20 protein-coding genes and 1 pseudogene are annotated in these 22,604 nt (G+C 64.6%); 11 read left to right on the top strand and 10 right to left on the bottom strand.

The features are described 5' to 3' along the window. Window positions 1-80: 80 nt before the first annotated feature. Window positions 81-515: pseudogene (locus AWB81_RS03315) on the top strand (alpha/beta hydrolase-fold protein); the annotation flags it as partial. Window positions 516-570: 55 nt separating this feature from the next. Then, window positions 571-744, top strand: a complete 174-nt coding sequence (locus AWB81_RS03310) for a DUF1328 domain-containing protein (protein WP_087134780.1) — start codon at window positions 571-573, stop codon at window positions 742-744. A 9-nt stretch (window positions 745-753) separates the two neighbouring features. On the opposite strand, the gene AWB81_RS03305 is transcribed toward AWB81_RS03310, so the two are convergent. From AWB81_RS03305 to eat, 4 genes are all read right to left on the bottom strand, one after another. After that, complete coding sequence (locus AWB81_RS03305; RefSeq protein WP_062632460.1) at window positions 754-1,767, bottom strand: helix-turn-helix domain-containing protein; 1,014 nt, start codon at window positions 1,765-1,767, stop codon at window positions 754-756. 74 nt (window positions 1,768-1,841) lie between these two features. Beyond that, the gene (eutC, locus tag AWB81_RS03300) at window positions 1,842-2,645 is read right to left on the bottom strand and encodes an ethanolamine ammonia-lyase subunit EutC (RefSeq protein WP_062632459.1); all 804 of its coding nucleotides are present in this window, start codon (window positions 2,643-2,645) and stop codon (window positions 1,842-1,844) included. Further along, complete coding sequence (locus AWB81_RS03295) at window positions 2,645-4,021, bottom strand: ethanolamine ammonia-lyase subunit EutB (protein ID WP_062632458.1); 1,377 nt, start codon at window positions 4,019-4,021, stop codon at window positions 2,645-2,647. The genes eutC and AWB81_RS03295 overlap by 1 nt, the downstream gene beginning before the upstream one ends. 49 nt (window positions 4,022-4,070) lie before the next feature. Further along, entirely contained in the window at window positions 4,071-5,474 is a 1,404-nt protein-coding gene (gene eat, locus AWB81_RS03290; protein ID WP_062632457.1) for an ethanolamine permease, read from the bottom strand. A 228-nt stretch (window positions 5,475-5,702) separates the two neighbouring features. Between eat and mnmH the strand changes: the two genes are divergently transcribed. Both mnmH and AWB81_RS03280 read left to right on the top strand, forming a co-directional pair. Then, on the top strand, window positions 5,703-6,770 hold the full coding sequence (gene mnmH / locus AWB81_RS03285; protein ID WP_062632456.1) for a tRNA 2-selenouridine(34) synthase MnmH: 1,068 nt from the start codon (window positions 5,703-5,705) through the stop codon (window positions 6,768-6,770). 60 nt (window positions 6,771-6,830) lie between these two features. Beyond that, window positions 6,831-7,886 carry a permease gene (locus AWB81_RS03280; RefSeq protein WP_062632455.1) on the top strand — a complete coding sequence of 352 codons (1,056 nt, stop codon included), beginning with the start codon at window positions 6,831-6,833 and terminating at the stop codon, window positions 7,884-7,886. 198 nt (window positions 7,887-8,084) lie between these two features. On the opposite strand, the gene cydB is transcribed toward AWB81_RS03280, so the two are convergent. Beyond that, window positions 8,085-9,086 carry a cytochrome d ubiquinol oxidase subunit II gene (gene cydB / locus AWB81_RS03275; RefSeq protein ID WP_062632454.1) on the bottom strand — a complete coding sequence of 334 codons (1,002 nt, stop codon included), beginning with the start codon at window positions 9,084-9,086 and terminating at the stop codon, window positions 8,085-8,087. A 3-nt stretch (window positions 9,087-9,089) separates the two neighbouring features. Continuing rightward, the gene (locus tag AWB81_RS03270; protein ID WP_062632453.1) at window positions 9,090-10,502 is read right to left on the bottom strand and encodes a cytochrome ubiquinol oxidase subunit I; all 1,413 of its coding nucleotides are present in this window, start codon (window positions 10,500-10,502) and stop codon (window positions 9,090-9,092) included. A gap of 532 nt (window positions 10,503-11,034) precedes the next feature. Between AWB81_RS03270 and ypfJ the strand changes: the two genes are divergently transcribed. The 3 genes from ypfJ to AWB81_RS03255 all read left to right on the top strand — a co-directional run bounded on the left by ypfJ (window position 11,035) and on the right by AWB81_RS03255 (window position 14,576). After that, complete coding sequence (gene ypfJ / locus AWB81_RS03265; protein WP_062632452.1) at window positions 11,035-11,910, top strand: KPN_02809 family neutral zinc metallopeptidase; 876 nt, start codon at window positions 11,035-11,037, stop codon at window positions 11,908-11,910. Between the two features lie 272 nt (window positions 11,911-12,182). Further along, complete coding sequence (locus tag AWB81_RS03260) at window positions 12,183-13,571, top strand: LLM class flavin-dependent oxidoreductase (RefSeq protein WP_062632451.1); 1,389 nt, start codon at window positions 12,183-12,185, stop codon at window positions 13,569-13,571. A gap of 93 nt (window positions 13,572-13,664) precedes the next feature. After that, window positions 13,665-14,576 (top strand): flagellar brake protein, encoded by a 912-nt coding sequence (locus AWB81_RS03255; RefSeq protein ID WP_062632450.1) that lies wholly within the window; start codon window positions 13,665-13,667, stop codon window positions 14,574-14,576. Window positions 14,577-14,590: 14 nt separating this feature from the next. On the opposite strand, the gene AWB81_RS03250 is transcribed toward AWB81_RS03255, so the two are convergent. Next, window positions 14,591-15,241 (bottom strand): DsbA family oxidoreductase, encoded by a 651-nt coding sequence (locus AWB81_RS03250; protein ID WP_062632449.1) that lies wholly within the window; start codon window positions 15,239-15,241, stop codon window positions 14,591-14,593. Window positions 15,242-15,333: 92 nt separating this feature from the next. Next, window positions 15,334-16,674: an NAD(P)/FAD-dependent oxidoreductase gene (locus AWB81_RS03245; protein WP_062632448.1), complete on the bottom strand. Its 1,341-nt coding sequence runs from the start codon at window positions 16,672-16,674 to the stop codon at window positions 15,334-15,336. A 234-nt stretch (window positions 16,675-16,908) separates the two neighbouring features. Here AWB81_RS03245 and AWB81_RS03240 point away from each other — a divergent pair, with 234 nt between their 5' ends. Beyond that, window positions 16,909-17,340, top strand: coding sequence for an OsmC family protein (locus AWB81_RS03240; protein WP_062632447.1), 432 nt, complete (start codon window positions 16,909-16,911; stop codon window positions 17,338-17,340). Window positions 17,341-17,406: 66 nt separating this feature from the next. Here the strand turns inward: AWB81_RS03240 and AWB81_RS03235 are convergent, their stop codons facing one another. Then, window positions 17,407-18,327 carry a LysR family transcriptional regulator gene (locus AWB81_RS03235; protein WP_062632446.1) on the bottom strand — a complete coding sequence of 307 codons (921 nt, stop codon included), beginning with the start codon at window positions 18,325-18,327 and terminating at the stop codon, window positions 17,407-17,409. Window positions 18,328-18,494: 167 nt separating this feature from the next. Between AWB81_RS03235 and AWB81_RS03230 the strand changes: the two genes are divergently transcribed. The 3 genes from AWB81_RS03230 to AWB81_RS03220 are packed head-to-tail and all read left to right on the top strand — an operon-like array spanning window position 18,495 to window position 21,486. Beyond that, complete coding sequence (locus AWB81_RS03230) at window positions 18,495-19,340, top strand: fumarylacetoacetate hydrolase family protein (RefSeq protein ID WP_062632445.1); 846 nt, start codon at window positions 18,495-18,497, stop codon at window positions 19,338-19,340. Between the two features lie 10 nt (window positions 19,341-19,350). Further along, window positions 19,351-20,103 carry an SDR family oxidoreductase gene (locus AWB81_RS03225; protein ID WP_062632483.1) on the top strand — a complete coding sequence of 251 codons (753 nt, stop codon included), beginning with the start codon at window positions 19,351-19,353 and terminating at the stop codon, window positions 20,101-20,103. A 60-nt stretch (window positions 20,104-20,163) separates the two neighbouring features. Beyond that, window positions 20,164-21,486 (top strand): MFS transporter, encoded by a 1,323-nt coding sequence (locus tag AWB81_RS03220; protein ID WP_062632444.1) that lies wholly within the window; start codon window positions 20,164-20,166, stop codon window positions 21,484-21,486. Window positions 21,487-21,532: 46 nt separating this feature from the next. Here the strand turns inward: AWB81_RS03220 and AWB81_RS03215 are convergent, their stop codons facing one another. Next, a complete protein-coding gene (locus AWB81_RS03215; protein ID WP_062632443.1) occupies window positions 21,533-22,516 on the bottom strand; it encodes a sensor domain-containing diguanylate cyclase in 984 nt (327 codons plus the stop codon). Window positions 22,517-22,604 lie beyond the last annotated feature (88 nt).

The following is a 22,604-nucleotide window of genomic DNA, read 5'->3' as shown; positions in this document are numbered from 1 at the left end:
GCGACCGAGTCGTCAAATCCCGCCCTAAACGCTACACCGTTCGATACCTCAAAAAGAACATTAACTGAACGGCATTAGGCCGCGAGGGGCGGGTGATCGGCGGGGTATCGATGGGCGGTTTCGGCGCGCTGCGTTACGCGATGACACGTCCGGAGCTTTTCTGCGGCGCGATGCTGCTCGGTCCGGCCATTTATGCGGGCGCGCCGCCGGCCGGATCGGCGGCGCGCTATGTCGGCGTGTTCGGCGACCGGCAATTCGATCCGCTGGTCTGGCGCGCGCTGAATTATCCGGCGCAGTGGCAGACGTATATGAGCCGTGGCCTGCGCGTGCCGATGTTCATCGCAGCCGGCGACGACGACCTGCGCATCCAGGCCGAAGCATCGCTGCTGTACACGCATCTGCGCGAGGCGAAACAGCCGGCCGAATTGCGGATCATCGACGGCGGGCACACGTGGGCGGTCTGGAGCGCGCTGCTCGCTGAGGGCCTGAAGTATTCGCTGGCGTGCACGCGCTGAACGGGAACAACCCTTGCTTGAACGATCCCACTTCAATCAAAAGAACGGATCAGTCATGTTCAAGCTCGCCATTCTCTTCGCGGTCATTTCGGTGATTGCCGGCTTTTTCGGTTTTGGACGCGTGTCGTCGGGCGCCGCCGGCATCGCGAAGATCTGTTTCTTCATCTTCCTCATTCTGTTCGTGATCTTCCTGATCGTCGCGATTTCGGCGGGGTCGCTCGTGCTGTAGTCGAAGTCGCTACGCTGCGCGCAGGCCGATGGCCTCGCGCAGCGTATCCGACGGCCTCACGCCGAACAGCTTTCGATAGTCCGCAGAAAACTGGCTCAGATGCCAGAAGCCCCACGCCGCAGCGACATCCTGCACGCTGACGGCGTTCTCCCAGGATGCCGCACGCAACGCGCGCCGTACGCCATTCAATCGGATCGCGCGCAGATATGCGACCGGCGTCATGCCATAAAACTCCTGAAAACAGTATTGCAAGAGGCGCCGGCTTGCGCGCAGTTGTGCGCACAACTCGGGCACGGCGACCGGCCTGTCGCGATGTTCCAGCACATACGCGCGCGCCGCTTCGACGATCCACTTGCGATGCGGCTTCGAATGCAATGCCCCGGAATGGGCGCGGCCGCTCGCGCACAGATCGAACAACGAAGCGAGAATCTGCGACTGGAGGTTCTCGCGAGCCACGGGCGGCAGCGGTATCGACGCATGCGGGGCGTCGGAGAGAATCGTGTCGAGTGCGGCGCACAGGCGCGCCTTCTGCGTACCGCCGACGGACACGCTGTCGTCGGCGAAAAGCAGGTCGCTCGCCGACATGTGCTCGACTTCCGCTGCGTGCCGCCGCAACACCGACCCCTTCACCACGATGCCGAAGATGCGATAACGCGCGGGCGTCACGAGTTCGAATTCGACGCTGCCGGGCTTGAACGCAAACGCATCGGCGGCGATGGCGCGCGCGCCGATCCTGCCGCAATCGATGTCGTCGGCGGGAATGCCGAACCAGTAGGCGTCGGGACGCACTTCGCAAGTCTGGCGCAGCGCGTGGCTCGTGCTCTCGGCGAACAGGTGGATGTGGTCCAGACACAGTTCGGTGAGCGCGCCCTCGAAGGCGCCGGGCGTCAACTGGTCGTACTCCTGCGTCCATCCGGCGATCGCGCGCGCCTGGTCGTTCGCGTCGTGGGCGACGCGGCGCTCGACGCAGAACGGGCCGCTCCAGGCGGTGTCCTGCGCGCTAAGTTCGTTGGGAGAGCTCATGGCGGGCTGCGGGTCGGGGAGGCGCTGGATGCTCGACTATAGCCCGCCAAAAAATCGCGCAAATCGACGCGCTTTCATTGCGAATCGATCGCTCCGCCCGATTTCGCGGACGCCGCCAGCAGCGTATCGCTGTCGTCCTTCAGGCCGACGCCCGTCAGCTTCAGGCGGCGTGCTTCGTTGAGCAGGTAGCGCAGCTTGAACGCGGCGGGCGCATACGCGAGCCCTTCGGGACGCACGTTCGAAATGCAGTTGCGTTCGGCGTCGCTGCGTCCGATGCGCGGCTCCCAGGTCAGGTAGATGCCGAGACTGTCGGGAGAACTGAGGCCCGGCCGCTCGCCGATCAGCACCACGACGATGCGCGCCCGTAAAAGCTCACCGATACCGTCGCCGAGCGCGACGCGCGCTTGCGTCGCGACGACGGTCGTGCCGACCTTCCAGCCATCGAGAGCAGGGCGCAACGCATCGAGGAACGGCGTGGCGTGCCGTGCGGCTGCGTAGGCGGAAAGACCATCGGCGACGACGAACACGACATCCGGCGCCTCGTGCAGCGCTTTCCCGTGAGCGGCGAGCGCCGCCGCGCTTTCCTCGCTGAGCGTCCTGCCGAGATCGGGCCGGCGCAGATAATGATCGCGATCGGGCGCCGCGCTCGCGGCGTCGAGCGTATCGAAGCCCGCGGCGCGCAGGGCGTCGTGCAGCGCGGCGGTGTCGAGCGGCTGATGCACCGCGTCGCGCGCCTGCGCGTGGGAGAGATTGAACGCGAGCAGCGGCGCGGTCGGCAGGCTGCTGCCCGCGCGCCCCAGCGCGATGCGCGCGTTCGTGAAGCGGCGCAGCGTGTCCCACGGATTCTTGTCGACAGGCGAAGCCGGCTTGTCGTCCATCACGCGTCCATCCATTCGATGAGCGGCTGCGCCGCTTGCGCGAGCAAGGCGCCGCGCGCGTCGGTGATGCGCATCGATTCGAGCCACGCTTCGAATTCCGGCGCGCGTTTCAGGTTCAGCACGCGGCGCACGTAGAGCGCGTCATGGAACGATGTGCTTTGATAGTTGAGCATCACGTCGTCGGCGCCGGGAATGCCCATGATGAAGTTGACGTTCGCCACGCCGAGCAGCGTGAGCAGATTGTCCATGTCGTCCTGATCGGCTTCGGCGTGGTTCGTGTAGCAGATGTCGCAGCCCATCGGCACGCCGAGCAGCTTGCCGCAGAAGTGATCTTCGAGCCCGGCGCGGATGATCTGCCGGCCGTCGTACAGATACTCGGGTCCGATGAAGCCGACCACGGTATTGGTCAGAAGCGGATCGAACTTGCGCGCGACCGTGTAGGCGCGCACCTCGCACGTCTGCTGATCGACGCCGTGATGCGCGTTCGCCGAAAGCGCGCTGCCCTGGCCGGTTTCGAAGTACATGAGATTGTCGCCGACCGTGCCGCGCTTGAGCGACAGGCCCGCCTCGTGCGCTTCCTTCAACAGCGCGAGCGACACGCCGAAGCTCGCGTTGGCCTTCTCGGTGCCGGCGATCGACTGGAACACGAGGTCGACGGGGGCGCCTTTTTCGATGGCCGCGATCGTATTGGTCACATGCGTGAGCACGCAGGATTGCGTGGGGACATCGTAACGCTGGCGGAATTCGTCGATCATCTCGATGAGCGCGGTGATCGCGCTCAACGAATCCGATGCGGGATTGATGCCGATGACCGCGTCGCCGCAGCCGTACATGAGGCCGTCGAACATCGAGGCGGCGATGCCTTTGGTGTCGTCGGTCGGATGATTCGGCTGCAGGCGCACCGACAAGCGGCCGGGCAGCCCGATCGTATTTCGAAAGCGCGTAACGACCGGGCGTTTTTTGGCCGCGAGGATGAGGTCCTGGTTGCGCATCAGCTTCGACACGGCCGCGACCATTTCCGGCGTGAGGCCGGCCGTGACGGCGACGAGCGCGTCGGTACAGGTGGTATCGGCGAGCAGCCAGTTGCGGAAGTCGCCGACCGTCAGGTGTGAGACCGGCGCGAAGGCCTCGGACGAGTGATCGTCGATGATGAGGCGCGTGACTTCATCGTCCTCGTAAGGGATGACCGCTTCGGTCAGGAAGGTTTGCAGCGGCACGTTCGCCAGCGCCATTTTCGCTGCGACGCGTTCTTCTTCCGTTGCCGCCGTGACGCCGGCCAGTTGATCGCCGGAGCGCAACGGGCTGGCCTTCGCCAGCAGCGTCTTGAGGTCCGCGAAGCGGTAGGTTCGGCTTCCGATGGTTTCTGCGTAAGTCATCGCTCGGTCCTTTTCCTGCTGTGCACCGTGGATATTTTGCGCTGGTTCTTCAATCTTCGAGCAGCGCATCCGCCGGCGCAATGTCCCGCTGATGCCGCGTAGCGAGAAAGTATCCATAGCCAAGGGCCAGGAACCCCGCAAACACGAGCGCGACGAGCCAGTTGAAGTAGATCATGGTCGCGAGACAAACCACGGCCGCGCCGAGCGCAAAACCGGGAAAAACCGGAAACATCGGCGCCTTGAAAGGCCGCTCCATGTGGGGCTGGGTCCGGCGAAGCTTGAAGAGCGACATCATGCTGATGATGTACATCACGATCGCGCCGAACACCGACATCGTCACGATATTCGCCGTCAGCGTCTGCCCGCCGAACTGGATCAGGTTATCGCTGTAGATCGCGGCGATCCCGATCACGCCGCCCGCAATGATCGCCCGATGCGGCGTCTTGAACCGCGGATGCACCTTCGCCAGAAACTCCGGCAGATAACCCGCACGCGCCAGCGCGAAAATCTGGCGCGAATAGCCGAGGATGATGCCGTGGAACGACGCGACCAGTCCGAAAAGACCGAGCCATACGAGCATGTGCAGCCAGCCGCTGTTATTGCCGACGATGAACTTCATCGCCTGCGGCAGCGGATCGTTGATGTTCGAGAGCTTGGTCCAGTCGCCCGCGGCCCCCGCAAACACCATCACGCCGATCGCGAGCAGCACGAGCGTGATGATGCCCGCCACGTAGGCAATCGGAATCGATCGCTTTGGGTTCTTCGCTTCCTCGGCCGCCATCGCGACGCCTTCGATCGCAAGGAAGAACCAGATCGCGAACGGGATCGCGGCGAACATGCCGGAGAACGAGCCGACCGAGAAGCTGTCGGCGCCGGACCAGCCGCCCTTCACGAAGTTCGACCACTGGAATCCCGGTGCGACGACGCCCATGAACACGAGCAGTTCGAAGATCGCGAGCAGCGTGACGACGAGCTCGAACGTTGCCGCGATCTGCACGCCGACGATGTTGAGCGCCATGAAGACGAGATACGCGCCCATCGCCGCGTGCTTCGGATCGAGCCCGGGAAACTGCACGTGCAGATAGGCGCCGATCGCAAGCGAGATCGCGGGCGGCGCGAACACGAATTCGACGAGCGTCGCCGCACCCGCGAGATAGCCGCCGACCGGGCCGAACGCCTGCCGCGCGTAGGCGAACGGGCCGCCGGCATGCGGAATCGAAGTCGTCAGCTCGGTGAAGCTGAAGATGAACGTGGTGTACATCGCCGCGATGAAGAGCGCCGTCACGACGAACCCGAGCGTGCCGGCGCTTGCCCAGCCGTAGCTCCAGCCGAAATATTCGCCGGAAATCACGAGGCCGACCGCGATACCCCACAGCTGCCACGTGCCAAGCGTCTGCTTCAGTTCGTGGTGCGTGACGACGCCCGCATGCTGATTCGTCGATTCGATGCTCATCGGCTGGCTCCCGGATGAAAACGCGTGAAGGTGAGAGGACGTGTGCCGCGTCGCGGCCCGAACTGCCAATGTAGTGAGCCAAAAACGGCGGGCGTTATCGAAATTCGGCAGGAAATCGGACGTGTTTCGTAGGCTTCCTGTAATGTCGGCGAGCGGGCCGCGGGCCGCCAAAGCGCTTGCGTGCGATAATTCGCGTCCCGATCAATCGTCGAAACGCGCGTCGTCACCTTGAAAAATCTGCTCGTGAGCCTGGACCGGCTCAAGGATTTCGATGAAGTCGTCGACGTCCGCACGCCGCTCGAATTCGCCGAGGATCACATTCCCGGTGCGATCAATGCACCCGTTCTGAGCAACGAGGAGCGCGTGATCGTCGGCACGATGTACAAGCAGGTGTCGCCGTTCGAGGCGACGCGCGTCGGCGCCGCGATGGTTGCGCGCAACATCGCCCGGCATCTCGAGACCACCTTCGCCGACCGCCCGAGGAACTGGCGTCCCCTCATTTATTGCTGGCGCGGCGGCAAGCGTTCCGGCTCGATGACGACCTGGTTCAACATGATCGGCTGGCAGGCGCGTCAGCTCGACGGCGGCTACAAGACGTACCGGCGCGCGACGCTCGATTTGCTCGACGCGCTGCCGAAACGCTTTCGCTATGTCGCGCTTGTCGGTCATACGGGCAGCGGCAAGACGCGCCTGCTGCAGGCGTTGCGCGCGGCGGGCGCGCAGGTGCTCGATCTGGAAGGGCTCGCAGCGCATCGCGGGTCGCTGCTCGGCGCGCTGCCGGGCGAGCCGCAGCCGTCGCAGAAGAGTTTCGACTCCGCGCTCGTCGGCAAGCTGCGCGGGTTCGACGTTTCGCGGCCGGTGTTCGTCGAGGCGGAGAGCCGGCGCATCGGTTCGATCACGCTGCCGGAGTCGCTGCTCGTGACGTTTCACCGGGGCGCGTGCGTCGAGGTGGAGGCGAGCCACGACGACCGCATCGCGTTCCTGCTGCAGGATTACGGCCATCTCTTCGACGAGCCCGCGTTCTTCAAGCAGCAACTCGCCAAGCTGATAGGCCTGCATAGCCGCGAGCGCGTGACGCACTGGCATCGACTGATCGACGAGGGCGCGCGCGGCGCGTTGTTCGGCGAACTGATCGACCTGCATTACGACCCGGCCTATGCGCGCAGCAGCGGCGCGCATTTCACCGAGCTTGAGCATGCGACGCATGTGCTCTTTCGTCCGAACGATGCCGACAGCGTCGAGCAGGCGAGGGCGCTCCTTGCACAACTGAACGAAACGGCCGTTGCAATCGGTTGAAGACCGGCGCGCGAGCCCTGGCCCCGAATTCGCATACAACAACGCTTTATTCCCAAGACCATGAACCCCACCCTTCGACAACCGCGCATCGCACTCGGACTCGTGACGTTTGTGCTGATCGCCGTGATCGGCCTCTTCTACGTGAAGTGGTTCCCGTACTACAACCGCGCGTTCGTCGCGGCGAGCCAGCATTCGATCGGCAAGTCCATCCTGATGGGCACGGCCGCGAGCGCGCCCGAGCCGTCGCTCAAGGCTGCGCTCGATTACGCGCTGGCTTACGGCAAGGCGATCTGGCAGGCGATGGTGCTCGGCCTGCTGCTCGGCTCCGCCGTGCAGGCGCTGATTCCGCCGCAGTGGGTGGCGCGCGCGCTGGGCCGCAGCGATTTCGGGAGCGTCGTGAACGGCGGCCTGATGTCGTTGCCGGGGATGATGTGCACGTGCTGCGCGGCGCCGGTCGTCGCGGGATTGCGGGCGCGGCAGGCGGCGCCGGGCGCGGCGATCGCGTTCTGGCTCGGCAACACGGTGCTGAATCCGGCGGCGCTGGTGTTCATGGGCTTCGTGCTCGGCTGGCAGTGGATGGGTCTGCGCCTCGGGCTGGGCGTGTTGATGGTGTTCGGGCTCGGCTACGTCGTGAACCGGATGGTGACGCCGAAGGAAGCGGAGGCGTCGCGCGAAGCGCTCAAGCAGATGATCGATGAAGACGAGCCGGGCACGGCGTTTTCGCGCTGGATGAAGATTCTGGGCCGGATGACGCTGCGTCTCGTGCCCGAGTACATCGTGCTCGTGCTGTTGCTTGGCGCGGCGCGTGCGTGGCTCTTTCCGCATATCGGACCGGACATCGACAACAGTCTGATCTGGATCGTTGCGTTTGCAGTCGCGGGGATGCTGTTCGTGATACCGACGGCGGGCGAAGTGCCGATCATTCAGGCGATGCTCTCGCTCGGGATGGCGGCGGGGCCCGCCGGGGCGTTGCTGATGACGCTGCCGCCGATCAGCGTGCCGTCGCTGGCGATGCTCGGACGGTCGTTTCCGCGGCGCGTGCTCGTGGTGGTTTCGGTTGCCGTGGTGGGGTTTGGAATTGTCGCGGGGGGGATTGCCGTCGCGGCGGGGTTCTGATTTTTTCTGACGCGCGGGACGGGCTTGGTTGTCTGAGCAAAGTCCCGATTCCCGCTGCAAGCAGAATCTCGCTACCCGCCGGCCCCCGCCCGAATAAGCAGCTTGAACGGCAGAGCAAGCAACATCGTTCCGCCGACCCCGGCGAGCCAGAGCGCAAGAAACCAGCAAACTTGCGCCAGCCTGCCGCGCCCTGCGACCTTAGTGATAGTGATGTTCGCCATGGCGCACCTTCCCTCTGAAGACCCAATACCCAAGCGTGGTGTACGCCACGATCACGGGCAAAATGACCGCCGCCCCGACAATCGTGAACAACTGGCTGGAGCGCGGTGCAGCCGCATCCCACAACGAAACGCCCGGCAGGACTTCCTGCGGTGAAATGCTCACGACGAGACCCGCGAACCCGAGCAGCACAAACCCGAGCGCCATCGCAAATGGCCGCCTCTCATGCCGGGAGCGAATCGAGCGTCGCATGATCCACGCGCACGCAACCACCAGCACCGGCACCGGCAGCAGCCGATAAAAGAGCGGCGAATCGAACCAGCGCATCGCGATGCCCTGATCCTGAAACGGCGTCCAGATGCTGACCACGGCAATCGTTGCGAGCTGCAGGACGGTTAGCGGCCACACGATCCGATAGAACCGCCGCTGCAGGTCGCCCTCGGTCTTCGCAATCAGCCAGCAGCAGCCGAGCAGCGCGTACGTCACTACCAGTGCCGCGCCCGTGAACATGCTGAACGGCGTGAACCAGCCAAACGCGTCGCCGGAAAAGCGGCCGTCCGCGACCGGGATGCCGTCGAGGAACGCGCCCAGCGCTACGCCCTGGAAGAACGTCGCGCCCGCCGATCCGCCGATGAACGCAAGGTCCCAAAGGTGCTTCGTGCGCGACGCCTTCGCACGGATTTCGAACGACACGCCCCGGAAGATCAGGCACACGAGCATCAGCACGAGCGGCAGATAGAGCGCGGAAAGCACGGTCGAATAGAGCATCGGAAACGCGGCGAACAGGCCCGCGCCGCCGAGCACGAGCCAGGTCTCGTTGCCGTCCCAGACGGGCGCGACGGTGTTCATCATGACGTCGCGGTCGTGTTCGTCGGGAAAGAGCGGAAACAGGATGCCGATGCCGAGATCGAAGCCGTCCAGCACGACGTACATCAGCACGCCCAGCGCGATGATCGCGGCCCATGCGAGGGTGAGATCCATGAATTACGCTCCTTCGATCGATTGAGTGACGGCGCTCAGCGGGCGCCTCGCGGTGTGGCCGGCATCGTCCATGTCGGGCGCGCGGGTCGTCGTGCCGGGCAGCGCCGGGCCGTGCTTCAAGAGCTTCAGCAGGTAGTAGATGCCGGTGCCGAACACGAGCGTATAGACGATCACGAAGACCAGCAGCGACACGCCGACCTGCTGCGCCGTGACGGGCGACACGGCATCGGCCGTGCGCATCACGCCGTACACGACCCACGGCTGGCGGCCCGCTTCGGTCGTGACCCAGCCCGCAAGCAGCGTGATGAAACCAGTCGGCCCCATCGCCAGCGTGAAACGCAGGAACCAGCGCGATTCATAGAGCCTGCCGCGACGGCGCAACATCCAGGCCGCCGCCGACATCGCGATCATCAGCACGCCGAGTCCCGCCATGATCCGGAAGCTCCAGAAGACGACGGTCGAATTCGGCCGGTCTTCCTTCGGGAAGGACTTGAGTCCGCGAATCTCGCCGTCCCAGCTATGCGTGAGGATCAGGCTGCCGAGGTGCGGAATCGATACGGCGTACTTCGTCGTCTCGGCTTCCATGTCCGGGATGCCGAACAGGTTCAGCGCGGTGCCGCCTTGCTCGGTGTCCCACAGGCCCTCGATCGCCGCGATCTTCGCCGGCTGATGTTCGCGCGTGTTGATGCCGTGCGCATCGCCGACGATCGCCTGCACCGGCGTCAGCACGAGCAGCAGCCAGAGCGCCATCGAAAACATCTTCTTGATGGCCGGATCGCGGCGGCCCTTCAGCAGGTGCCACGCGCCGGTCGCGGCAACGACGAGCCCCGCGACGATGAACGCCGCGATTGCCATGTGCGTGAGCCGGTACGGGAACGACGGATTGAAGATGATCGCGAACCAGTCGACGGGCACGACGTGGTCGCCTTCGATGCGAAAGCCCTGCGGCGTCTGCATCCAGCTGTTCGACGCGAGGATCCAGAACGTCGAGATCAGCGTGCCGATCGCGACCATCAGCGTGGCGCCGAAATGCGCCTTCCTGCCGACCTTGTTCCAGCCGAACAGCATGATTCCGAGGAAGCCCGCTTCGAGGAAGAACGCGGTCATCACTTCATACGTGAGGAGCGGCCCGGTGATCGGCCCGGCGAAGCTGGAAAAGCCGCCCCAGTTGGTGCCGAACTCGTAACTCATCACGACGCCCGACACGACGCCCATGCCGAACGCGACGGCGAAGACCTTGGACCAGAAGAGACACAGTTCCTTGTAGACGGGCTTGCCGGTCTTGAGCCACGCGCCTTCGAGGACCGCGATGAAGCTCGCGAGCCCGATGCTCAGCGCCGGAAAAATGATGTGGAACGATACGGTAAAGGCGAACTGAATTCGCGCGAGATCCAGCGCTTCCTGAGTCGATTGCATGATGGATTGGGCGGGTTGCGCACGTCGCTCGGCGGCGCGCTTTCGTCAGTTGTTCGTTGATGGTTTGTCGGTTATGCGGCTTGTGACGGAAGAAGCTTAGCGAGCTTTCGAGATGCGTGTTGCGTCGCGTCAAAGAGTTACAAATGCGCGCAAATGCCGCAGGATCAAGGACTTGGCGCGTCTAAAGGCCTGAATTCTCTTGATTTTCGAGACAAGGCGAACGAACGCGTCGCGCGCACGGCGCGCCATTTCCGCGACAATCGACCGCACTGCGACAATCCGGTCGCGCGTGTTTGTCGCGGCATTTGTTAGAGCGATTGGAAGGCGAAGAAAAACTGTCGGCGACTTCGCGCAATTCCTTCGATCCCGCATGAGACGTGGTGCGCATAATGCTTGGAACCGTGGTTAGACATGGAAACCTGCCCGTGGGGAACTGTGCCATGTCGTCACGACGTCGGCCGTGCCGAACGGTTCGACGGATAACATAGCGGCTTTTTTGCCGCGCCAATGCGACCAGAAGAGGAGAAACACAATGCGTCTCGATGACGAAGCGGAAAGCCAGAATGTCGAGGACCGTCGCGGCGGCGGCGGGGGATTTCGGGTCGGCGGCGGCAGTATCGGGATCGGGACGATCGTCGTGGCACTGGCGGCCTCGTATTTCTTCGGCATCAATCCGATGGTGATCATCAACGGCGCGTCGCAAATGCAGTCGCACGCACCGCAGCAGCAGGCCGCACCCGCGAACCAGCCGCCCGCGAACGACGCAGGCGCGGTCTTCGTGCGCCGCGTGCTCGGCAATACCGAACGCACATGGCAGGAAATCTTTCACACGCAGTTCAATCAGGACTATCCGCCGCCGAAGCTCGTACTGTTCTCGGGCGGCACGCAGACCGCTTGCGGGGTCGGCGAAACGGCGATGGGCCCTTTCTACTGTCCCGCGGACCGCAAGGTGTACATCGACTTGTCGTTCTATCGCGAGTTGCGCGAACGCTTCGGCGCGAGCGGCGACTTTGCGCAGGCCTACGTGATCGCGCATGAAGTCGGGCATCACGTGCAGAACGTGCTCGGGATTTCGGAGAAAGTCGATGCCGCGCGCTCGCGCATGTCGCGCGAGCGCGCGAACGCGCTTTCGGTGCGCGTCGAATTGCAGGCCGACTGCTACGCCGGCGTGTGGGCCGCGACCGCGCAGCGCGACAACGCCAAGCTGATCGAGCCCGGCGACTTCGCGGAAGGCCTGAACGCGGCAGCCGCAATCGGCGACGACCGGCTCCAGAAGCAAACCCAAGGTCGCGTAGTGCCCGAAGCGTTCACGCACGGCACGAGCGAGCAGCGTCAGCGCTGGCTCAAGCGCGGACTCACGAGCGGCGATATTCGCCAGTGCGATACATTTGCGGCGTCGACGCTTTGAGCGTTTGATTAAAGCGATGGGTCGGGCCGCGCTTGCAGTGCACGCGGTCCTGCACTTTTGCCGCGATGCGTAGTGCGGCAACTCGAAGCGCGCAGCTCCGCGAACCTTATGCGCATAAAGCTCACGGAGGGGATGGTGTCGACAAATGAACGTCATCGAGCAGGCCGACGACGACGCCTTGCCGCGCGAATAAGCAAAGCAGAAATCGTCGGTTCCTTGCAGGCGGATGGATCGTTAGGCTTCTTCATCTGTCCGCTTGCGAATCCATCGACATGCCCAAACACATTCTGCTGAACGCATTCAACATGAACTGCGTCGGCCATATCAATCATGGCCTCTGGACGCATCCGCGCGACCAGTCGACGCGCTACAAGGACATCACGTACTGGACGGAACTCGCGCAGTTGCTCGAACGCGGCTTGTTCGACGGCCTTTTTCTCGCCGATATCGTCGGTGTCTACGATGTCTACCAGCAATCGGTCGATCTGCCGCTGCGCGAATCAATCCAGCTTCCGGTCAACGATCCGCTCCTGACCGTCTCCGCGATGGCCGCCGCGACCCGGAATCTCGGCTTCGGCGTCACGGTGAACCTGACCTACGAATTGCCGTATCTGCTCGCGCGACGCTTCTCGACGCTCGATCATCTGACGGACGGCCGCATCGGCTGGAACATCGTGACCGGGTACCTCGAAAGCGCCGCGAAGGCGATGGGCCTCGGGCAGCAGATCGAGCACGACGAACGCTACGACCGCGCCGAAGAATTCCTCGACGTCGTGTATGAGTTGTGGGAGCGAAGCTGGGAAGAAGGCGCGGTGCGCGCGGACCGCGAAGCGCGTGTCTACGCTGATCCGGCGCGCGTGCGGCCGATCGCGCATCACGGCAAGTACTACGACGTCGAGGGCTTTCACTTGTCGGAGCCGTCGCCGCAACGCACGCCGGTGCTGTTCCAGGCGGGATCGTCGGGGCGCGGGCAGGCGTTCGCCGCGCGCCACGCTGAGTGCGTGTTCGTCTCGCAGCAGGAGCGCGGCGCGTTGAAAAAGCTCGTGAGCGGCGTGCGTGACGAGGTCGAAAGGGAAGGCCGTCAGCGCGACGACATCAAGTTCTTCATGGGCATGTCGATCGTCACGGCAGCTACCGAGCGCGAAGCGCGCGAAAAATACGACGACTATGTGCAATACGCGAGCCCCGAAGCCGGCCTCGCTCACTACGCGAGTTCGAGCGGTATCGACTTCTCGCGCTATGCGCGCAACGAGCCGATCCGCTATGTGAAGAACAACGCGATCCAGTCGGTCGTGAAAAACCTGACCGCGGCCGGCCGCGAGCGCACTGTCGCCGACATCCTCAGCCAGGAATTGCAGCTCGGCGGGCGTTACCCGACGCTTGTCGGAAGCGCGTCGCAAGTCGCGGATGAGCTCGTCGCGTGGATCGACGATACCGGCATCGACGGCTTCAACCTCGCGCGCACGGTGACGCCCGAGTGCTATCGCGATTTCGTCGATCTCGTCGTGCCCGAGTTGCAGGCGCGCGGCGCATACAAGACGGAGTACGCCTCCGGCACGCTGCGCGAAAAGATTTTCGGCGCCGGACGCGCGCATTTACCGGCTGCGCATGCGGGGTCGAACAGGCGGGATCAACGGGAGCCGGTCAGAAAAGCGTCGTAATAAACGTTTGCACGTAATTCTTGCCGATTAAATGCTTGACGAAAAGTGGTGCGCGTCGGACGATGTTGGAATCGTCTCAATATCGTCCGCCCAATGACACTGGAATCCGTTGTCGCGCCGCTGTTGTCTGCCCTGGTTCGCCTGGGGCCTGAGGACGTGCCGCTACAAACACCGCTGGAATGGCCTATCGTCGCGGAGGATGGTGCGCTTCTGTTTGAAACCGGTACCATCGTGCGCGACGAAAACGCGCGCGACTTCCTGTTCGCGCACTTCGAGCCGCATCGTCGAAGGGAAGCCGAGGCGCCGCGTGAATCGCGTGATACTGAAGCGCCGCGCGATGCCGGGCCGCTGAAGCTCGACGACATCGGACTTGCGATCGGCGCGCGCGTGGGGCTGCGCGCGACAGTGGGCGCCGGCTCGGCGATGTACGCCTCGCGTGTGATCGGGTTTTCGTCGGGACGGCGCAACGGGGAGCGCGCGCTGTTCGTCACGCAGCCGGTGATGAACGGCATGGATCCGCTGGAACTCATCCTCGGCGAACAGGTGGAGATGGTGGCGCTGTCGGGGCGCGGCGTGTTCCGCTTCGCGTGCACGGTCGATGCCCTGTGCCGCGAACCGTTCAACTACGTCGTGCTGTCGGAGCCAGGCAACATCAAGCGTCTGCGGGCGCGCAAGTTCGCGCGCATGCCGACCCGCCTCGCGGCGCGCTTTTCAGCAGAAGCCTCGACCCAGCCGCTCGGGCAAGTGGGACGCGTGTGCGACATCAGCCCCTACGGGATGTCGCTCGCGGTGGTCGAGCCGACCGCGCAGGTCGGCGAGCGGCTGCGGGTGTCGTTTCACTTCAACACCGACGACATCGACGTCCACATCGACACGCACGCCATCGTGCGCCACGTCGGCACGGCCGATGGCGCGCAGCAGGGCGTGGCCTACGGACTGGAATTCGAGGCGCTCGAACCGTCGCAGCGCATTGCGCTGAAGTCGTTCATGGCCGAGCACAGCTAGGCGGCGGGCGACGCTCAGCCGGGAAAGCCGTCGGGAAAGAGCCGTTCGACGGCAGCTTCGAAGTGCTGCACCGGCGCCGCGCCGCGCAGGGCGATCGGCGGAGGCGGCTCTTCGCCGGGCGCGCCCTCGCGCGACAGCACGGCGAACGGCACGCCGGTCACGCCGATCTTCTTTGCGAAGTCTTCGTCCTCGATCACGAGGTCGGTGAATTCGCCTTCCGCGAGCGATTCCTCCAGCAACTCCGGATCGATGCCGCAGGTCGCGGCGATGTCGAGCAGCGCATCGGTGTCGCCGATGTCGAGGCCGTCCTCGAAGTACGCCTTGAAGAGCGCGTGATGCACGAGATCGTAGCGATTCGACTCGCGCGCGAACATCGCCGTCTCGAACGCCTTGCGGCTGCGCGGGTGGACGGCCGGCATGCGCAGCGTCAGGCCGCGCTCGGCTGCGAGCGGGTAGACGGACTTTTCCCATTGTTCGATCAGCGCGTCGCTGTTGGTGTCGGGCAGCGGCGTCGGCTCGGGGCGCAGCTCGAAAGCGTGCCAGCGGATCTCGACCGAATCGCCGTAGGCGTTGCGCAGCTGGTCGAGGACGGGCGTCTGCAGGTAGCAGAACGGGCATACGAAGTCGGACCAGACGTCGATAAACAAAGAAGGCGTGGATGCCATGAAAAGCCTCGGGGATGCGGGCGGCGCGGCTCATCTGCGCGCCGCCATCTGAACGAAAACCGCTATGTTAACGCGCCGGTGCGCCGGTGCGCTCAGAACCCGCCGTCGAGTTCGATCCTCGTGCCGTCGAAGAAGCGCGACAGACGAAATGCGCGCGGATCGACGAGCGGTGCGTCGTTCGCGACGATGTCCGCCATCAGCTTGCCCGCGCCCGGGCCGATGCCGAAGCCGTGCCCCGAAAATCCCGTCGCGATGAACGCGCCGCGCAGCCGCTCGACGCCCGAAATCACGAGCACGGCATCCGGCGTCACGTCGATATAGCCGGCCCACGACTGCGCGACCGGCGTCTTCGCCAGCTCCGGAAAGATCGCGCGGAACTCGGCGAGCGCGGCGTCGTTGAAGGATGCAACGGGCGCCGGATCGAGCGTGCGCACGGATTCGAACACGGTCGGCTGGTCGAGCCGCCAGCGACGCGGCCGGCGCAGTTCCTCGAAGAAGCGCGCGCCGATGCCGATCTTGATCGAGCCGAACTGGCTCTTGAACGCCGGCAGGAACTTCGCGAAGAGCCGGAAGCTGTCGGGCGTGATGTCGTGGTAGCTATGGAAGGCGTTCGCGAGCGTGTAACCGCCGTCGAGCCGCTTGCGATAGCCCATTTCCTGATTGCACGCGCTGACCTCCGGACCCTCGGCGACCACCGCCGTGCGCATGACCGACGAGCGCACCATCAGTTGCGGCACGTCGATGCCGAGATTGCCCGCGAAGAGCCGCGTCCACGCACCGCCCGCGACGACGACGCTCGCGAAATGGATCAGCCCGTATTCCGTCACGACGCCGCTCACCGCGCCGTCGGCCGTTTCGATGCCGCGCGCGGCGCATGGCGTCAGCACCTTCACGCCGCGGCGCCGCAGCGCGTTCGCGATGGCGGGCGCGGCGCGTTGCGGTTCCGCGCGGCCGTCGGAGGGCGTGTAGATGCCACCCGCGAAGCGGCGCGTGGAGCCTGTCATCAGCGAGGCGGTTTCGTCGGCGGAAACGATGCGCGAATCGATGCCGTCGCGCCCGACGAGCCGCTGCGCCCGCGCGAGCCAGTCCTCGTGAACGTCAAGTGACCTGGCGTCGTCGGCGGCGTAGAGGATGCCGCATTGCCGGAAGCCAGTTTCGACGCCGAGCCTGGCGTCGATTTCCCGCCAGAGTTTCAGGCTTTCCAGGCTCAGTTCCAGTTCGCGCAGGTCGCGATGCGTCGCGCGGCACCAGCCCCAGTTGCGGCTCGACTGTTCGCCGGCGATCTGGCCTTTCTCGCACAGCGCGACCGAAAGTCCTTTCTCCGCAAGAAAGAGTGCGGTCGAGACGCCGATGATTCCCCCGCCGATCACGACCACATCGGCACGTTCGGGCAACGCACGGTCCTCGCTTACCTGTTCGACTTGCGGACCCATCCCGCCTCCATGACTTTCGATGTCTGCGCGCCGCTTCCCGATCCGCTAGGATGAAGAGGGCGCTCCGCGTTTCGCCGCTGGCCAGGGCGAAAACGCTCCATGATAAGTGCCCATTTAACATCCGTCGACCGTCCGGGCATCGCGCGTGCTGCACTCATTCGTTCGCACGCGCGGGAGACAAGCCGCGCGGCGGCCAGTCGCAGCAAATCCACGTCACATTTCTGGAGAACACTCGTGCAAAAGACAGCATCGGCAAAATGGAGCGGCGGCATCAAAGACGGTAAGGGTTTCATCTCGACGCAAACCGGCGTGCTGAAGGACGCGCCGTATGGCTTCCAGTCGCGCTTCGAAAGCGGCCCGGGCACGAACCCGGAAGAACTGATCGGCGCGGCGCACGCGGGCTGCTTCACGATGGCGCTCTCGCTGCAACTCGAACAGGCCGGCATGAAGGCCGAGAGCCTGGAAACCAAGTCGACCGTCACGCTCGACAAGGTCGGCGATGGCTTCTCGATCACCGCCTGCCAGCTCGACCTGAAGGCGAAGATTCCGGGCGCCGACAAGGCCGCCTTCGAAAAGGCGGCCAACGCGGCGAAGGAAGGCTGCCCGGTGTCGAAGCTCTTCGCTAACAACGCCAAGATCACGCTGAACGCGGAACTCGAATCCTGATTCATCCCATCGAAATGATGGAAGCGCAAGGCGCGGCCCCGGCCGCGCCTTTTTTCATTGCGTGAGTCATTGCGTGAGTTCGTCGATCATCAGCCTGGCCGCCGCGGAAAGTGCCGCGCCGCGTCGCGTGACGATGCCGTAAGGTTCGGTGCGCGAGCGCACCGCGATCGCGAGGCGTCGGGCGAGGCCGTGCCCGGTGAGGAAATGGGCCATGTCAAGTGGCATCAGCGAAACGAGCGTCGGGTCGCGTTGCAAGAGAAGGACGGTCGTGATGGTCGATGACGTTTCGACCGGATGCAGCGGCAGCGGCAAGCCCGCTTCCTTGAACTCGCGCTCGAAGAGGCTTCGAAGCGGCATGATGCTCGGATAGACGATCCAGCGGCTTTGCGCGAGGTCGGCGAGCGTGACCTCGGGCGCATCGATCAGCGCGTGCTCCAGGCCCGCGACGATCGCAAGCGGCTCGTCGCGCAGTTCCACGTAGTCGTAGTGATCCGGCTGGCGCGCGACGCTCGCGCGGCAAATTGCCAGATCGAGCCGTCCCTGATCGAGTAGCGCAAGCAGGCGCGCGCTCGTGTCTTCCACCACTTCGACCGTCAGCGCGGGCTGTTTCGCGCGCAGGCGCGTGAGCGCATCGACGAGCACGCCCGACACCGCCCCCATGATCGATCCGACCGCGAGCCGCCCGCCCGCGCCTTGCAGGATGCCCGCCATTTCCTCGCGCAGATGCGCGACGTCCATGTGAATCAGCCGCGCGTAGCGGATCACGCAACGTCCGAGTTCGTTCGGCTGGATGCCTTGCGGAGAGCGCGAGAAGAGCGTCGCGCCGAACGTCGCCTCGATTTCCCGCAGCGCCTTGGTCGCGCCGGGCTGCGTGAGCGCCATTTCGTCGGCGGCGCGATGCAGCGAACCGTGCTCATCGAGCGCGATCAGCAGGCGAAGTTGCTTCAGGCGCAGGCGCGCGGCAATCGAATCGACGTTGGGCAGCATGGGCGGGATCGTGCGGCTAGGGATGACTAGGGAGAACGCGAAGATAACGGAAAGTTATCACGCGAGCAGCAGCTTTCATTATTCAAAGCGGCGCGCTTTCCCTACATTTGCGGGCAGACGCCTGTTGCGTCATGCGAGAACGAAACGCTTTGCTGAATGGAGACCCGATGAAACTGCTGCGATATGGCGCCCCCGGCCGCGAGAAGCCCGGCCTGCTCGATAACACTCACACCGTCCGCGACCTCTCCGGCGTGATCGACGACATCGCGGGCGAAGCGCTTCTGCCCGAAGCGCTGGAGCGCCTGCGCAAGCTCGATCCGAACACGCTGCCCGCCGTTGCGGCCGGCGAACGTATCGGGCCGTGTGTGGGGCGCATCGGCAAGTTCATCTGCATCGGCCTGAATTACGCGGATCACGCGGCCGAATCGGGCCTGCCCGTGCCGGCCGAGCCGGTCGTCTTCAACAAGTGGCTCTCGGCGGTGGTCGGCCCGAACGACGACGTGCGCATCCCGCGCGGATCGAAGAAGACCGACTGGGAAGTGGAACTGGGCGTCGTGATCGGAAAGGGCGGCGCCTATATCGACGAAGCCGACGCGCTCTCGCACGTCGCGGGCTATTGCGTGATCAACGATGTGTCGGAGCGCGAATACCAGATCGAGCGCGGCGGCACCTGGGACAAGGGCAAGGGCTGCGACACGTTCGGCCCGATCGGTCCGTGGCTCGTCACCGCGGACGAAGTGCCCGATCCGCATCGTCTGAGCCTGTGGCTCGAAGTCGACGGCAAGCGCTACCAGAACGGCAGCACGAGCACGATGATCTTCAATGTCGCGCATATCGTCTCGTATCTGAGCCGCTTCATGAGCCTGCAACCGGGCGACGTGATCTCGACGGGCACGCCGCCGGGCGTCGGCATGGGACAGAAGCCCGAGCCGGTTTACCTGCGCGCCGGGCAGACGATGCGTCTCGGCATCGAAGGGCTTGGTGAGCAGCAGCAACGCACTGTCGATGCATGAGGAGAACGCGATGAACCAGTACGACTTCACGAAGCGCGGCGCGGTGGTGACAGGCGGCGCGCAGGGCATTGGCCTCGCCGTGGCCGAGCGGCTGTTGCAGGGCGGCGCGCGTGTCGCGCTGTGGGACCGTGACGAAGCGGCGCTCGCCGCCGCGAAGCAAGCTCTCGCGCAGTTCGGCGATGTACTGACGGTCGTCGTCGACATCACGCAGCGCGATGCTGTGCAGCGGGCCACCGATGCGACCATCGCGCGCTTCGACGCGATCGACGTGCTCGTGCACAGCGCGGGCATCGCGGGCGCGAACGCGCCGCTCGCCGACTACGCAGCCGAGGAGTGGTCGCGCGTGATCGACGTCGATCTGAACGCGACCTTCCATGTGAACCAGGCGGTCGTTCGCACGATGATCGAGCGCGGGTATGGGCGCATCGTCAATATCGCGTCGATCGCGGGCAAGGAAGGCAATCCGAATGCGTCGGCCTACAGCGCGGCCAAGGCGGGCGTGATCGCGCTCACCAAGAGCCTCGGCAAGGAAACCGCGGCGCTCGATATCGCCGTCAACGCGATCACACCGGCCGCCGCGCGCACGAAGATCTTCGAGCAGATGGCGCAGCAGCATATCGACTACATGCTCTCGAAGATTCCGCGCGGGCGCTTCGTCGAGGTGAACGAGATCGCGTCGATGGTCGCGTGGCTCGTGTCGAAGGAGAACTCGTTCACGACGGGCGCCGTGTTCGACCTGTCCGGAGGGCGGGCGACTTATTGATCCGCCCGTCGAACGACGTCAATAAAAGCAAGCAACAAGTTGCATCGGAGGAGACAAACCGTGGAAACCCTATCGTCCGCCGTTCCGCAGGCCGCGACTCACGACGACGCCCAGCTCTACCGCAAGGTGTTCTGGCGTTTCGTGCCGCTCTTCGTGGCGTGCTTCGTGTTCTCGTATCTCGACCGCATCAACATCAGCTTCGCGAAGCTGCAGATGCAGAGCGAACTCGGTTTCAGCGATGCCGTCTACGGCTTCGGCGCGAGCGTGTTCTTCGTCGGCTACTTCCTCTTCGAGGTGCCGAGCAACATCGTGCTGCATCGCGTGGGAGCGAAGCGCTGGATCGCGCGGATCATGATCACGTGGGGCATCGCGTCGGCGGCGATGATGTTCGTGCACACCGAAACGTGGTTCTACGTGCTGCGGTTTCTGATCGGCGGGCTGGAGGCGGGCTTCGTGCCGGGCGCGCTCTACTTCTTCACGAAGTGGTTTCCTTCATCGCGGCGCGGGCGCATCAATTCGTTCTTCATGGCGTCGATTGCGCTGTGCGGGATCATCGGCAGCCCGCTCTCCGGCGCGATCATGAAGTTCTGCGATGGCCTGAACGGCATGCCGGGCTGGCAATGGCTCTTCCTGCTCGAAGGCATTCCGTCGGTCGTGCTCGGGATCGTCGTGCTCGTGATGGTCGACGACAGCATCGAGAAAGCTAAATGGCTCGATGCCGGCGAGAAGCGCGCGCTCTCCGAGCAACTGGCACGCGATCCGAAGGTCGGCGAAGTGCATTCGCTGAAGGCCGCGTTCAAGGAGCCGGTCACACTCGTGATGGCGGTGATCTACCTGTTCCTCGCGATGGGCATCTACGGCCTCGTCTTCTGGATGCCGCAACTCGTGAAGACGGCCGGCACCACGGACACCTTCGCGATCGGCCTGATCTCGATGCTGCCTTACGCGGTCGCGGGCATCGGCATGATCCTGATCGGCAAGAACTCGGACCGCACGGGCGAACGCCGCTGGCACCTCGGCGCGTGCGCGTTCGCGGGCGCCGTCGGCTACGTGCTGTGCGGCTTCTTTCCGACCAACACGGTGATGCTCGTGATCGGCCTCACGATTGCGGCGACCGGCATCATCACGTCGCTGGGTCTCTTCTGGATCCTGCCGACGCGCTTTCTCTCCGGCATCGCGGCGGCGAGCGGCATCGCGCTCATCAACTCGGTCGGGCAGTTCGGCGGCATCATCAGTCCGTACATGGTCGGCAAGGTGAAGACGATGACCGGCAGCGCGACGCCCGGCCTCTATGCGATCGCCGTGGCGTGCCTTTTGGGCTCGGCGCTGATCCTGTGGGGCTTGCCGAAGCGCCTGTACTTCCGCGAAAACGCGGGCGAGTGAGCGGTCAAGGCCTTGGACACGCCGGGTTTCGAAACCCGGCGCATTGTCAGTGGCGCGCGCCGCGCGCGGCGGACTTCAGGGACTGCTTGTGCGCGTACATCCTGCTGTCGCTCGACGCGAGCAGGTCGGCAATCGACGCGTGTCGCGCGGGATCGAAGTCCGTGTGGCCGACGCTGAAGCGGATGTCGTAGCCGCGCTCGGCCGCTCTGTTGCGCGCCGTCAGCGCCCGGTGCAGCCGCGCGACGACATCCTCTGTATGCGTGCCCTGCGCATCCGTGAGCAGCGCGACGAATTCGTCGCCGCCCAGCCGCCCGATCACATCGCTGTCGCGCAGTTCGCTGCGCAGGACCTCGGCGAACGTCGCAAGCGCGCGGTCGCCTTCCGCGTGACCGTAGGTGTCGTTGATCTGCTTGAAGTCGTTCAGGTCGAAAAAGAGCAGCGACGCCTGCCGCTCCAGCCGCCGGCACACGTTCAGCGCGTGTTGCGCGAGCGCTTCGAAGCCGCGCCGGTTAGACAGTAGCGTCAGTTCATCCATCGTCGCGAGCTGCACGGCGGCGAGTTCCTGCTCGGCCATGCAGGCCAGATCGCGCAGGAGCGCGCGATCCTCATCGTCGAGTTCACGCGGACGCACGTCGATCAGACACAGCGTACCGAGCTTCGAGCCATTCGGCACGGTGAGCGGACAGCCCGCGTAGAAGCGGATGCCCGGCTCGTCGACGACGAGCGGATTGTCGTGAAAACGCTCGTCGGCGCGCGCGTCGGGGATCAGCAGGATGTCGTCCTGCGCGATGGCATGCGCGCAGAACGACACGTCGCGCGGCGTTTCGGTCGCTTCCAGCCCGACGCACGACTTGAACCACTGGCGATTTTCATCGACGAGGCTGACGAGCGCGATCGGCACGCCGAACAGGCGCTTTGCGAGACGCGTGAGGCGGTCGAAGCGTTCTTCTGGCGCGGTGTCGAGAATCTTGAGCGAGCGCAGCGTCTCGATGCGCGCGCTCTCGTTGGCGGGTTTCGGCGGGATGAGCATGCGTGTTCGGATTCCTTGGTTTGAATGACGCGTATGGCGCTGCGAGACAGGCGTCGGTTTCGTCATACCTGTATCGATTGATCGATGA

It is taken from the genome of Caballeronia arationis (assembly GCF_001544975.2).
Taxonomy (GTDB): Bacteria; Pseudomonadota; Gammaproteobacteria; order Burkholderiales; family Burkholderiaceae; genus Caballeronia; species Caballeronia arationis.
The sequence above is the reverse complement of the archived record's forward strand: the minus strand, read 5'-3'. Positions and strand labels throughout refer to the sequence as shown.